Annotated in this window: 17 protein-coding genes; 14 read left to right on the forward strand and 3 right to left on the reverse strand. The window is 60.8% G+C overall.

Annotated features, from left to right (window positions below; translation table 11 throughout):
- The 5 genes from EJP67_RS34080 to EJP67_RS32880 form a co-directional block, all read left to right on the forward strand.
- The coding region (locus EJP67_RS34080; RefSeq protein ID WP_240650856.1) for a DUF6573 family protein at window positions 1–716 on the forward strand (716 nt) is incomplete at its 5' end.
- Between the two features lie 79 nt (window positions 717–795).
- Entirely contained in the window at window positions 796–1,689 is an 894-nt protein-coding gene (locus EJP67_RS32865; protein ID WP_165909772.1) for an N-6 DNA methylase, read from the forward strand.
- Window positions 1,690–1,724: 35 nt separating this feature from the next.
- Complete coding sequence (locus EJP67_RS32870) at window positions 1,725–2,024, forward strand: hypothetical protein (protein ID WP_126025904.1); 300 nt, start codon at window positions 1,725–1,727, stop codon at window positions 2,022–2,024.
- Between the two features lie 143 nt (window positions 2,025–2,167).
- Entirely contained in the window at window positions 2,168–2,746 is a 579-nt protein-coding gene (locus EJP67_RS32875; RefSeq protein ID WP_126025905.1) for a phospholipase D family nuclease, read from the forward strand.
- A gap of 4 nt (window positions 2,747–2,750) precedes the next feature.
- Window positions 2,751–3,878: a replication protein RepA gene (locus EJP67_RS32880; RefSeq protein WP_206169593.1), complete on the forward strand. Its 1,128-nt coding sequence runs from the start codon at window positions 2,751–2,753 to the stop codon at window positions 3,876–3,878.
- 1,370 nt (window positions 3,879–5,248) lie between these two features.
- Here EJP67_RS32880 and EJP67_RS32890 read toward each other — a convergent pair.
- Window positions 5,249–5,470 (reverse strand): hypothetical protein, encoded by a 222-nt coding sequence (locus EJP67_RS32890; protein WP_126025907.1) that lies wholly within the window; start codon window positions 5,468–5,470, stop codon window positions 5,249–5,251.
- The gene (locus EJP67_RS32895; RefSeq protein WP_126025908.1) at window positions 5,467–5,649 is read right to left on the reverse strand and encodes a hypothetical protein; all 183 of its coding nucleotides are present in this window, start codon (window positions 5,647–5,649) and stop codon (window positions 5,467–5,469) included. Before EJP67_RS32895 ends, EJP67_RS32890 begins: the two co-directional genes overlap by 4 nt.
- 192 nt (window positions 5,650–5,841) lie before the next feature.
- Here EJP67_RS32895 and EJP67_RS32900 point away from each other — a divergent pair, with 192 nt between their 5' ends.
- From EJP67_RS32900 to EJP67_RS32920, 5 genes are read left to right on the forward strand one after another with little or no spacing between them, the layout of a single operon-like run.
- Window positions 5,842–6,207: a single-stranded DNA-binding protein gene (locus tag EJP67_RS32900; protein WP_126025909.1), complete on the forward strand. Its 366-nt coding sequence runs from the start codon at window positions 5,842–5,844 to the stop codon at window positions 6,205–6,207.
- A 3-nt stretch (window positions 6,208–6,210) separates the two neighbouring features.
- Window positions 6,211–6,654: a hypothetical protein gene (locus tag EJP67_RS32905; protein WP_126025910.1), complete on the forward strand. Its 444-nt coding sequence runs from the start codon at window positions 6,211–6,213 to the stop codon at window positions 6,652–6,654.
- Window positions 6,611–7,408, forward strand: a complete 798-nt coding sequence (locus EJP67_RS32910) for a ParA family protein (RefSeq protein WP_126025911.1) — start codon at window positions 6,611–6,613, stop codon at window positions 7,406–7,408. The genes EJP67_RS32905 and EJP67_RS32910 overlap by 44 nt, the downstream gene beginning before the upstream one ends.
- Window positions 7,409–7,412: 4 nt before the next feature.
- Window positions 7,413–8,471: a ParB/RepB/Spo0J family partition protein gene (locus EJP67_RS32915; protein WP_126025912.1), complete on the forward strand. Its 1,059-nt coding sequence runs from the start codon at window positions 7,413–7,415 to the stop codon at window positions 8,469–8,471.
- A complete protein-coding gene (locus tag EJP67_RS32920) occupies window positions 8,468–8,707 on the forward strand; it encodes a hypothetical protein (RefSeq protein ID WP_126025913.1) in 240 nt (79 codons plus the stop codon). Before EJP67_RS32915 ends, EJP67_RS32920 begins: the two co-directional genes overlap by 4 nt.
- On the opposite strand, the gene EJP67_RS32925 is transcribed toward EJP67_RS32920, so the two are convergent.
- Window positions 8,677–9,372 carry a SprT-like domain-containing protein gene (locus tag EJP67_RS32925; protein ID WP_126025914.1) on the reverse strand — a complete coding sequence of 232 codons (696 nt, stop codon included), beginning with the start codon at window positions 9,370–9,372 and terminating at the stop codon, window positions 8,677–8,679. The two genes, EJP67_RS32920 and EJP67_RS32925, sit on opposite strands and share 31 nt — an antisense overlap.
- A 129-nt stretch (window positions 9,373–9,501) precedes the next feature.
- Between EJP67_RS32925 and EJP67_RS32930 the strand changes: the two genes are divergently transcribed.
- The 4 genes from EJP67_RS32930 (at window position 9,502) to EJP67_RS32945 (ending at window position 12,681) form a co-directional block, all read left to right on the forward strand.
- Complete coding sequence (locus tag EJP67_RS32930) at window positions 9,502–10,554, forward strand: DNA-binding protein (RefSeq protein ID WP_165909773.1); 1,053 nt, start codon at window positions 9,502–9,504, stop codon at window positions 10,552–10,554.
- A 5-nt stretch (window positions 10,555–10,559) separates the two neighbouring features.
- Window positions 10,560–10,814: a hypothetical protein gene (locus EJP67_RS32935; RefSeq protein ID WP_126025916.1), complete on the forward strand. Its 255-nt coding sequence runs from the start codon at window positions 10,560–10,562 to the stop codon at window positions 10,812–10,814.
- A gap of 431 nt (window positions 10,815–11,245) precedes the next feature.
- A complete protein-coding gene (locus EJP67_RS32940) occupies window positions 11,246–11,671 on the forward strand; it encodes a plasmid mobilization relaxosome protein MobC (protein ID WP_165909774.1) in 426 nt (141 codons plus the stop codon).
- Complete coding sequence (locus EJP67_RS32945; RefSeq protein WP_240650857.1) at window positions 11,668–12,681, forward strand: relaxase/mobilization nuclease domain-containing protein; 1,014 nt, start codon at window positions 11,668–11,670, stop codon at window positions 12,679–12,681. Before EJP67_RS32940 ends, EJP67_RS32945 begins: the two co-directional genes overlap by 4 nt.
- Window positions 12,682–12,690 lie beyond the last annotated feature (9 nt).

Below are 12,690 nucleotides of genomic sequence, written 5' to 3' on the forward strand. Positions count from 1 at the left end.
GCATTGTGAAATTCAAGATTGCGGAGTTTCGCGGGGCTGTCAGCACCTTGAACTGGAGCCGTACCGATCTGCATGGTTCGACGCGTTCGGAGTGGTTGAAGCAGGACGTTCGCAGCCGTTTGCAAAGGCATATCGACACGGTGGAAGCGATGCTCCCGCACGTTGCCGCACGATTCGCCCATGACATCGATCATGCGCGGTCTTCGATCCAGTCGGCCGAAGAAATGATTGACCGGTGGGCAGCAGCGAAGGCGAGCGAGAACGCCGGCGCCGTGTCTGCTGACAAACCTGCAGCACCGCCAGCAATGGCGAGCCTCATCGAATTTTTCGGCGAACCGATCCACACCGTCACTCGCGCAGATCTGCTGGAAATGGGCGACCTGGTGGACGTGTCCACTACTGCCAAGGAAGCCGGTTTCAAGATTCCCGTGGCGCTCACGCGTGCGGTATGGGCGGATTGCGTCGAGTGGTCCCCGACGGATACGCACCGCACGGGCGCGGCGCAGGATGAGGCCGGCCGGCTTTGGGATGTCCTGTGCATCGCGATGTTCGCGGCACGCCAAAACAAGAACACAGGTCTTCTGACGTACCAGCTTCGCCGAGTGGCCCGCGACGGCCAGGGCCTCACGCCCCAACTCGTCGACCTGAAGATGGTTTGCAGCGGAGGCGATGACGGCGAGCCCGTCATCACGATTCTTCAACCCTCGGAAGACTGAGCCCACAAAGCGAAGCCCGGCCGCTGCGCTAACAGCGGCTGGGCCTCTAACCACACGCGCGCAGGGAGGAAACGCGAACATGGCTAAGGCGAATCTTATCGGGCCGGGTGCCCACAAAAAGGAATTGACATCGCTTCTGCGCGACAACGCACGGAGACATCGTTTGTCGACGGTCTTCAGCGACTTCGTAGAGCTGGGAGCACTGGCCGTGAGCAACAAGGTCGACAAGCTCCAGTACGACAAGCGCGAGGCGCGGTATCTCGAAATCGTCGGACGCTACGAACGTGAGGAAGTCGAGCGCTTCCCGATCATGTTCGGACTGTTGGCCGACTGGCTCGCTTGCGGGTTCTCCGACTGCCTCGGTGACTTGTTCATGTCGCTGGAGCTGGGTGACAACTTCAAGGGCCAGTTCTTCACGCCCTACTCTGTCTCTTCGCTCATGGCCGCGTTGACCATTGGCGATGCGACAAGCGAGGTCGAACGGAAGGGATTCATCACCTTTAACGAGCCCGCATGCGGCTCTGCCGGGATGCTGATCGCGTGTGCTGAAGCGCTCACCGCGCAGCAGCTCGACCACACGCGGCACATGCACGCAATCGCGATCGATATCGACGCGACAGCCGTGCATATGGCCTACCTTCAACTGTCGTTACTCGGGGTGCCCGCGATCGTGATCCACGGCAACGCTTTGACGTTGAAGGAGTACGGGCACTGGGTCACGCCGATGCACGTTCTCGGCGGGTGGGACTGCCGCCTGCGCCGCGCTGAAGCGCTGCGCCAGGCTGTCGAGCTGCTTAGCGCAGCCGAGCCGGCCCCGGTGCACATCGAGCCTGAGCTGGCCGCCACGGACCCGTCAGCCGACGAAGAACCAGAGCCACACCACGCCGGGGCATCGGCGACAGCCGATGCAATGGCCAATGCAACCCGTGAAATCGTCGCTCAGCGCGCCGAGCAACTGGGGCTGTTCTCATGAGCAGCATTTTTCACCGTCACTACAGGAGAGAACGTATGGAACAAAAGCAAAACGCGACACCGCTCACGGTGCGCTACATCGGCGACGTGCCTGCGACATTGCGCAGCTGGTGCGACGCACACGCGCACCAGGTCGTCGAAGTCGATGCCGGCTATGGCTATTCGACAGACAGAGACGGCGGTTTCGCTTACGACGTGCTGCTGCGGCCCGGCTGGTCCATGAGCGATGACGCTTGCCATACGCTGATCGAACCGACTGTGAAGGCGATGCTGGCCCAGCTCCGCAGCATCGCGCCTTGCGATTGCGATTCCTGCAAGGCGGAAAAAAGCCGCTAGCACGCTCTGCGCGACCCTGCCAAAACATCCGTTTTGGCAGGGTTCGCGTGTACCATCGCGCCGAGGCGCCGTACAAAGAAAAACGCCCCGGGGGGTAAAGCCGGGGCGTCGTCACAAAATCGATACTTACGGGACTCTCATTCATGACGCGGAAGCATCTTACTTCAATCGGCCTGGCTCTCGCCGTGGCCTTCGCCTCAGCCCATGCGCCCGCTGCGCAGCGCGTTCCACTCACCGGCGCGACGGTCGATGTCTACTTCGCTCCCCAGGACGAAATCGGTCCCCCCGTCGCGGACCTGATCCGCAGCGCGAAGCGTCGCGTTTGGGTTGCCGGGTACTACTTCACGCATGCCGAGGTCGGCAAGGCGCTTCGCGAAGCGAAGGGACGTGGTATCGACGTGCGCGTGGTCCTCGATTCCTCGCAGTTCCGTGACGCCCAATACAGCGGCGCCACTTACCTGCTCAATGCCGGCGTGCCAGTCTGGATGAATGACCGCCACGCGGTCATGCATCACAAGTTCATTGTGGTCGACGACGACCGCACCGCCTTCGGCAGCGCGAACTTCACGAAGGCCGCCATGGGCGGCCGGAAGGTCGACCCGGCGAAATCGAATGCCGAGAACTTCAATATCTTCTTCGGCGTGCCTGCCCTGACCAAGCAGTACGCCGACGAATTTGGCCGCCTTGCGGCCGAGTCAGTTTTGCAACGCGACAGGAGCTGATGCAATGGCAATGGACAAATCCTCTTTCGACGAAATCGCATTCCGCGATCAACTGATCGCGGGCGGCATCGAGCCTTTGAGTGCAAGCAAGACGGCACGAAAGACGGCCGAGGCCCGCGGCCTGACGCCCGCCGTGCCTGCGGCCAAAAAACGCGCCGTGGCCAAGGCCAAGGCACTGGAAGGCGATCTGTTTGCCGAACAGATCGCAGCGCCGGAGGTCTTGCCGGCGTTGCTCCCCGCAACGCCCAAACCGGTGCGCCTGCTCGATGAGCGGATCATCAAGACCGGCGCCGCGATCGCTGCCGCCCCGCCCCGTGGCGAGGAAATGCAGTTCATGCACGCGATCATGTGCCAGGTCGGCTTGCCCCGATCGAAGGTCGAGGGTACGGAATTCGAGCGCAAGTGCGGCGGCGCCGCACTGAGCATCGGCGCCGGCAAGCTCTGGGACGGAGAGAAGTTCGTGCAGCAGCCGATCCCCTACGGGACGCTGCCGCGCCTCATGCTCGCGTGGATGAACACCTATGCCGTGCGTGAAAGCACTCCGCAGATCCCCGTCGGCGACAGCGCCAGCCAGTTCCTTCGCATGCTTGGCAAGGACACCAGCGGCGGGAAGAAAGGCACATTCACGATGTTCCGCAAGCAGGTACAGGCGCTATCCGCCTGCCGCATGACGCTGGGTTTCAATGCTGATGGCAAGGCCTACACGTACGAGGGCAAGCCCATCAAGCAATTCGAGGCTTGGCTACAGGCGACAGACGAACAGCGGCCCTTGTGGCCCGGTGTCGTGACGTTCTCGGACGATTACTACACGACGCTGAAGAAGCACGCCGTCCCGATCGACGTTCGCGCCTTCGCGACGCTCAAGGGCTCTGCCCTTTCGATGGACATCTACACCTTCCTCGCGGATCGGCTGCACCGCATTACGGGCCGCCCGGTGATGCTGTATTGGGCCAACCTTCGAGAGCAGTTCGGCCAGGAGTATCAAGGGCTCAATGCCGACAAGGACTTCAAGAAGAAGTTCTTGCGCGCGTTGCGCGACGTGCAGGCTGTGTACCCCTTTGCCAAAGTCAAACAGGTCACTGGCGGCCTTCTGCTCATGGCCTCGCCCCCGCCAATCCCCTACAAGCCCTGACGGCCGTAGCGGATCAATTCTCCCTGCGGCTCACGCCGCTTCATGCCCCGCCTCGTGCGGGGCTTTTTTGTGGCCACCACCATGAAAATATCGCACTTTTTGCGCTTCATGAGCGTGAAATGCGTGAATTTCATGTTATGCGTGCGCGGAATCGGCCCCCCCTATCGCGGTGCTGCTGGTGCATGGCCAGCCTATCCAGGCCGTCGCGTAATGAATGCGAAGGCATGCATCCCCGCACCAGACCTCAGACGGAGCGCACGCGGTATCGGACCCCCCCGCCCAGCCTGTGGACAGTGAAGTTATCCACGCGGTATCGGACCCCCCAACCCTCGCAGGATCGGCCCCCATTGCCACGCGGTATCGGCCTCCCCAACCCTCGCGGAATCGGGCCCCTTAGCCCGCGCGGTATTGGCCCTCCCCTAAACCTGTAAGGTTGCCTTTAAGGTTCCCATATTCTTTTCCTTTACTTTTACCGGTAATTGAGGGCCGCGCCCGGTGGATAAGTTCGCCGACGAGTTCGGCCGCGGGGGGAAAGAATTCGCGTGGCCCTTCGGGCCATGAAATGGCCTGCTGCGCAGCTCCTTCGGAGCTGACTTGCATGCAACAGCCACGAAGGGGCTTCGCCCCATTAAATGACCCCGCCTTGCGGGGTTGCCCTGGCCCCCAACAGCCGGCTGTAGGCTTCGCCTCAGCCACAGACAAAAAACCGTCCAGGGCATGCGAGGACCGCGCGCGAGGGCATGTGTTCGGCGGGATACGGAGTTCGATCCGCTTAAGCGGATCGAAGCCCTACCGGGCCGGCTCCTACCGCCTCACCCGACAGTCCCCCGGACTGTCGGGCTACGCACCTGCATGCCCTCGAAGATCCTCTGTGCCTTGCCACGGCCGCAGGTTGTTCTTCAGAGAAGGGGGTTCCCAGGTCCGGGGGAATAAGGGCCGCCATGGGGGCGCAAAGGCCGCTGGAGGCGTTTTCTGGAAAAGAACAGGGCTACCCACGTCCTGGAGCCCGAGGGCCTTAAACGGCCTGTGTTGACTTGCCGCCCCGCCCTGCGGGTCTTCGCCGTGGAAGACCCGCTTTGCAGGAAGGGGCATTGAGACAGGTACCGCATCGCCAGAGGCGGCGATGCTGCGCTTGGTCGGGCGCTACTTAGCGAGGTTGACGAGGCCGGCCTTGATGCGGAAAAGCTCCCACAACCCCGCGTGCATACGCCGGTCGCCAGCTTCCCACTGTTGCCAGGTTCGCAGCGAGCTGTGAATGAGCGTTGCAGCCTGTGTTTGTGTCAGGCCGGTTGCTTCGCGCGCCGTGCAAATGTCGGCCGGCGTTGGATTTGACGAAGGCCCTTTCGGGCCTCGGTTTGGGTGGTTGGGCATCACACCCTTCCCGAGTTGCCGACATGGCGCATGCCACCATGACGGACGCGAGCCCTGAATTGTTCTCTGGCCTCGTTTTCGAGGGTGGCCTGGATGGCGTCTCTGATGACGCGCGCATCGGCCGCAGATAGGCCGTACTTATGCGCTGTATCGAATGCTGCGTCGGCCGAACCTACGCGGCGTGCAAGCGCGAGCGCTTCCGCCTGGTGCTGTGCGGTCATACGGCACTCCCTTCGGCAATCTGAGCGGCCGTGTCGACGGCAGTATTGCGCAGCAGCCAGCACGATTCGAGGATCGCGCCCTGCCCTTCGACGATGGCCTGTGCGTCGCTGTTATCGCACTCGCACAGCTCGGCCACGGCATCGGTGACATCCCGCTCCCATTCAAGGCGAAGTGACATCTTCAATCTCCAGCCCCTGAGTCCCGAGGCGCGGTGGACACAAAGGCTGCATCCATGCCTGTAAGTATACGCTCATCGAGCGCATTTGTCTCCCAATATCGTGTTATTTGTTGTGTTATTTTTGTGTTATCGTGTTATAATTTCCCCGTCAGATCCTCTGACACTTCATCAATCAAGCACAGGGAATTCATCATGAACAAAGGTAGTTTTGTCGGCCGCATTGCTAAGGCTCCGGTCTATCGTGATGGTGGTCGTACGCCGGTTTGCTTCTTCACGTTGATCCGCAACGAGTACGCCGGCAAGGACGAGGCGACGGGTGATGCTCGCGAAGAGCGCAAGGTTGCGATTCCGTTCACGATCTTCGGCGCACGGGCCAAGACGATTTCGGAGTTTGCCTATGTCGGCGATCAACTCGTCGTCGAGTACCGCCTGGTCAACAATGACCGCGAGGTCCAGGGCGAGACGGAGTACGGGTACAGCTTCATCGTCGACGACTTCGAGTTCGGTGCACCTGGCGAGACGAAGCGCCAGAAGCTTTCGCAGCAGCAGCGAGGCTGATTGATGACAGGCGATGCAGTGACCGCCACCGAGTTCGACAGGGTGAAGCTGCTGCATTGTCGTCGCTGGGAGGCTCGTTCACTGGAAGCAGTGCGGGCCTTGCTGGTCGATCAAAAGCGGCTCAAAGACGTGGCGACAGATTACGGGATGAAGCCACAAAACGTGAACACCTTGAGGCGCCGATTCCTGGCCAAGATGGAGAAGGCAAAGGCAGTGAAGCTGCCCACTTCCGAATTCATGGCGGCCGTGGCGCCGGAAGGTGTTTCTGTTCTGGAGCCGTTCGCGAGCGACATCAAGCAGCTCGTCAATCACGGTTACTCACAAGCGCAGGTCAGTGAATTCCTTCGAGCCAACGAAGTGAATTTCACGGACAGCGAACTCAGCAATTTTTTAGGGGTATTGAATGAAAACACTGGTTCTGGCGAATCAAAAGGGCGGCGTCGGTAAAAGCGCCATCGGTTGCCAGTACGCGTACTACCTGGCGCAGCAAGGCCAGCGCGTTCTGTTCATCGATCTCGATCATCAAATGAACTCGTCGAAAGCGTTGGCCAAAAATAGCAAGGTCACTTCGGCCGAGCTCACGTCCAGCGCGTTGCTCGCTGGCCAGCTCGATGCGTTGCCTGACGCGCCTTTCGTGCTGGTGCCGGGTGATGACGTTCTGAGCGGCTTGGAACGTCAGCCGGGCGAACACAACAACTACGTGAACGCGTTGAAAGCTTTTCTTGAGAAGGTCGACGGGCAGTTCGATGCTTGCATCATCGACACGAATCCGAACCCTGATATTCGCTATGCCGCGGCTCTGATCACTGGGCAGTTTCTGCTGTCGCCTATCGAGCTGAATCAGGAAGCCATCGATGGCATCGGCGGCCTGCTCAATCACAAGCGCTATGGCTACCGGAAGATCAAGGCGGCGATCAACACGCAGCTCGACTTGATCGGCATCTTGCCCAACCTGGTCGAGCCTACGCCGTTTCAAAAAGGCAACTTCAAGCAATTGGTGGAGCACTTCTCGCAGTTGCTCATCGTGATCGATCCCGAAAAGAAGCGCTTCGCGTTCATCCCGACCCGGACGGCCATTGCCGAGGCGCAGGCCGAAGGCGCGTACCTGGCTGACATGAAGAAAACGTCCGCTCGTGACGCTTGGCGCGAAATCAAGCCGTCTTTCGAGGCGATCGCAAAACGCATGGCTCTTGAGGTTTAAAGAAATGGCAATTGACCTGTCCGCACTCGACGAAGCGCCTATCGTCGCTTCGCCCAAAGCAGCGCCTGCAAAGCAGGTGAAGACCGCGCCTCGCGCGCCGATCGGCCTCTTCGTGGAAGACGCGGATCAGCCACGAACCGAATTCGACGACGTTGAATTCGAGGAATTCTGCGAAGACGTGAAAGAGCATGGAATTCTTCAGCCGCTGGTTGTCATCGAGCGGGCCGACGGCAAACTGTTGATTCGCTTCGGTGCCCGCCGCTTTCGCGCCGGCACCCGGCTCGGGCTCACCGAACTGCCCTATGTGGTTACGGAAGATCCTCGCCAACTCGACGACTACGCCCAGGTCAGCGAGAACGAACGTCGCAAGGGATTGCAGCCGCTGGAACTGGCGAACTTCATTGCGAAGCGCCTGAAGGCCGGTGATAAAAAGAAGACGATCGCCAGTAAGTTGAAGATCGACCCGAGCGCCGTTACGCACCTGCTTGCACTGACGGATGCGCCGCCCTTCCTGCTGGAGCTGTATCACAGCCGCAAGTGCCGTACAGCGCAATACCTGTACACCCTGCGCAACCTGCATACGCAGAACCCCGAGCTGGTGGAAAACCGGACGGCAGCGGCAGAGGAAATTGACCGTGCCTTCCTGGCGGCACTCTCGGAAGAGGTCGCGCCCTCGAAGCCCGCGACCACCACCACGCCCCCCGAAAGCGGCGCCTTGAAAGACCCTCTTGATAATATCAAGGGCGATTCCGAAGGCTCCAGCGGTGACGGTGACTCCAGCCACGATGCCCCCGACGATCCCGGCACGGGCGGACCGGACGTGCAGCACATTCCAGCGCACAACCCGGACCTCGAAAACGATCCGCCTGGTCCAAGCGATCCAGACAAGCTCAAGAAGCCGCTGCTGCTCGCCAAGTTCGGCGACAAGGAGGTGATGGTTGTCCTGAAGAAGCGCCCTTCTTCGGCCGGGCTCGTTTTCATCAGGTACGAAGACAGCAACCTCGAAGAAGAGGTCAACATCAGCGATGTCGTTCTGACCTTGTTGACGGACTCCAAGGTGTGAGCACCAAAGCCCTCCCCGAGCGAGCCAAGCACCGCCTGCGCCTAGCGGCCGGCTTGCTCCGCTCGGAGGGGCACACCTTCGACGTGCCCCGTGATGAGTTCTACGACCAGGTGCAAAAGGCTCTGGCCGGCCTGAGTGCAGAGCGCCAGGCGCGACTGAAATCTCTCGTCGACTGGGTGGAGGTCTACGACAACGCCCTCCCCTCTCAGGTTCCGACATCCTCCAAGCGTTCCTGACAGTCACCGCAGATCAGGTTCAGATTCGGCTTGCCCCACGCGTTCACGCCGCACTTGCTGCACGAGTACTTCCGGCGATTCGACTTCGACGTCGGCGCCTCCAGCTCGACGCCCATGGCGATCAGGTCCGCAGCTTCCACCCCCTCTACCGCTCCCGCCATCACCTGGTCAACCAGTTTCTGGACCGGCAGCCGATCGCGCCATGTGATCGCGAGCCTCGACAGCAGCTCATTGCAAGCCGCCTCGAACTGCCCCCCTTCGATGATGTAGTCCATCATCTGCTCGCCGACCTTCTTCCCGCCAGGCTCTCCCGTGTTTGACGGCATGAGCCCGATCGCCTCCATCTTCGCGCCCCACTCTTTGTTGTGATAGCTGCGTCGGCCTGGCTTGCCGAAGTGGAACTGCCATTGATGAGCCATTTCGTGCACCAGCGTCTGCATGATTTCAGACACAGGGATCACCGCGAACATGGCCGGGTTCATGGCTATCTCGTCCGTCTTCTCCCCTGAGCTGTTGACGAATCGCTCGCAAGCGAAATACCCGTAAGACCGTTTATCGCGCTGAAAGGTCAGAAGGCACTTCGGCAACTGGCCGTCGAAAAGCGCTTCATTGAAATGGTCATAGGCAGTTTCCAGCTCTGAGTACGCTTCGTGCGTGGGTTGCATCGCTCCCCCTTTTTTTTTGGATTGTGCAATCCACATTGTGCCGGAGTTTATGGATTGTGCAATCCAGAAATCACTAGACAAATAATAATAAGAATGCTATTATTATTCTTATTACCAAGGAGCCCGGACATGGAACTGAATCCCGAAATCCGTGAGCGAGTCATCGCGGCGGCCAATGCGTTGTACGAGCAAGGTGGTCGGGTTGACTTCCCTCGCGTCGACGACGTGCGCCGCCTGGCCAAGGTCAACATGAATGACGCCTCGATCGTCATGAAGGATTGGCGCCGGCAGCAGACAGCCACGCCGTCCACCGCTCCGATCGCGGTGCCCGATCGCCTGCGCCTTGCGCACGAAACCGCCCTCGCCCAGACATGGGCCGAGGCCCAGGACATTGCCAACCAGGCACTCCACGCGGCACAGGCAGCATGGGATCTGGAGCGAGCTGAAGCGGACGCGGTACGTGCTGAACTCTCGGCCGCCTTCGACGGCCAGGCCGTCGAGCTGGAGACGGTGCGTGGCTCGGTGCTCACCCTCGAAGCGCAAGCAACCGCATCAGCGGCGCGCTTGGCCGAGTTGACTCAATCGCTCACAGCGATGACCGAGCGTGCCGCCACGGCAGAAGCCCGAGCTGTAGAAATCGAACGCCGGGCCGATGACCTCCGGGTCGAGTTGGACCATGCGCATGAGGCCCGCCAGCGCTCAGACGCCGAAATCACTCGTCTCAACAGCGCCCTCTCCGCTGCCCAGGATGCAGTCAAGGTCGCCGTGGCAGAGCTGGAAACCGAGCGCCGAAGGCACGTCGAATCCGTCGCTAAGCTGGAGGGCGTGAGCGCCGACCTGGCAACCGCAAGGGCCAATTCGGCCTCCGATCGTGCACTCGCTGCTAAGGCTCAAGCCGGGCTCGAAGCCGCCAACGGCAAAGCCGGCGAACTGGCCCAGGAAGCAGCAAACCTCCGAGGCCGCCTCGATGCGATTGCTGCCAGCGCCGAGTTGGCGCAAACGGCGGTCGATGCCGCCAACGCAAGAGCCGCCGAGGCGACACGCGAAGCTGCTACGCTCCGCGGCCGTCTTGAAGCGATGGAAGCCAATCGCACCGAGCTGCTGCAAGCCCTTGGCGGTGCGCAGCCAAGCACCGAGGGCGCCGCGAAAACGCCTGGCAGTGGCGGCACCCGCAAGCGGTAATGCTCATGAATCCCGCTGACATCTGCGAGTGGGCCGGGTCACTGTTGGGGATTGCGGGCGCTTTGCTGCTCGCCCTTAATCTCAGAATTTCCCGGTACGGCTGGTTTGTGTTCCTGGCCGCCAACGTTGCCATGATTGCCTTCGCGCTGTTGATCGACCGTCGGGGGTTGCTGCTGCAACAGGTCACGTTCACCGGAACGAGCCTGATCGGCATCCACAGGGCAGGGTTCAAGTTCAAGCTGCAGCATCGCCAAGATTGACGATGAACGATCGCTAGCCGCGATCGAAAAATCAACAGGCGCGCAGGGCGCGCAAGTCAGGCGAAGCCTGCCTTGACGGCTGGCTTTGGGGCCGCGTCACGCAGGGCGTGACGCTTCTCCCCTTGCGCCTCGCCCGGTTATGGATTGTGCAATCCACAACCGACCTCGGCGGGGGAGGGGCGCCGAAAACGCTTGATATTCACAAGAAAAGGGAGTGAGGGAGACTATTGCAGGATAGGCACTAGGTGCCGTTTGCAATGCCATTGGCATTGCGTTACGCTTGCGCGTCGTGTTTTAGGGGGATTGTTGGGATGGTTGAGGCTCGAAAACGGCCGACTCAGATCGTGGTCGACCTGCTGCACCTACGGAAGCCATGGGACGATTGGTGCCGTGCCCGGAGCACGACTCCAAGCGATGCCTTTCGCCAAATCGTGGCGAAGCTGACAGGGCAGGGCGAACAGCTCACCCCCCATGCGGTCGTCGTTGACGAACCTGAAAAGCCCACCGTCAAGAAGAAAATCAGCCTGACCCCATCCGAGTGGGAGGCTATTGAAAAGCAGGCATTAACCGATGGCTTCTCGCCTGCCCGCTGGATCGTGGCGACGATCCGCGCCAGGCTGACCACCACGCCTCAGCTCGGCCAGACCGACATCGAGGCACTGACGCAATCGAATCTGCTGCTCCTGGCTATGGGGCGGAATCTGAATCAGATTGCTAAGGCTCTAAATGCCGCGCCCGAAACCCGAGCCGCCTACAAAGTCCACGTCATAGAAGAGGCGAGGGCGCTCATCGCGGAACACACGACCCAGGTTTCCAAGGCCATGGCCGCCAACTCGAAGCGCTGGAGAATAGAGTGAGCACGAAGACATACGTCGACGGCATGCTGGTCGACTGGGGCACGAAGCTCTTCAATCAAACTCCGATCAAGGCCAAAGGCCCGAAGAAGGGGCTTACCGGCGTGCCGCTGGTGCCGAAGCCGAAAAAGAAGGGAAAGAGCGGTGGCGCGGTTCAGAAGCTCGATGCCAAGGCCATCCGCAGCAAGCTGGGCTCGATCGCGAAGAAGCCGCCCGAAGTCATGGTCAAGATTTCCGGGGGAGGGAAGGGTATGCGCCACATCAAGTCGCATCTTGATTACATCTCCCGGAATGGAAAGATCGAACTCGAGAACGAAGAGGGCGACGTGCTCACGGGGATAGAAGATCTGCGCGAGCTGCGCAAGGAATGGCAAGACGGTGGCAGTCGTATTGCGGATGAAAGCGATGTCCGTGAGGCGTTCAACATCGTTTTGTCGATGCCAGCGGGCACCGACGAACTGGCGGTTAAGCGCGCAGCGCGCGACTTCGCCGCCCAAGAATTCGACGGCCATCAATACGTGATGGCGCTGCACACCTTTGCCACCGACCCAGATCCGAAGCCGTCTAAGAACCCCCATGTTCACCTGGCCGTGAAGGCTCAGGCTGCGGACGGCACACGCCTCAATCCACGTAAGGCGGACTTGCAGCGCTGGCGGGAAGGCTTCGCAGAAGCCTTGCGCGAGCACGGGGTGGAAGCGGCTGCAACAAATCGGCAGCAGCGCCTTAAGCGCGACAGAGGTGAAAAGCAACCAGTGCGGCAGATGCGCGAACGAGGTGCCACCTTGGACAGGGTAGGGAAGGGCGGTGCGAGCCCGGAGCGTATTGCAAAGGCCAAGCGCACTGAAGCCAAGGTCGCCAACCGATACAAGAAGATCACGAAAGCCCTTGCCTCGTCGCCAGATGTCGAGGATCGAAAGCTAGCCGTCGGCCTTGTGGAGCGGCTGGCGGAAGAGCGTCGAAACGAGCCGATCCGCGGCAAGCCTGGCAGGCCAGCGAAGGACACTGAGCGCTAATGCTCCCAA

This window comes from Variovorax guangxiensis (assembly GCF_003952165.1).
Lineage (GTDB): Bacteria > Pseudomonadota > Gammaproteobacteria > Burkholderiales > Burkholderiaceae_C > Variovorax > Variovorax guangxiensis.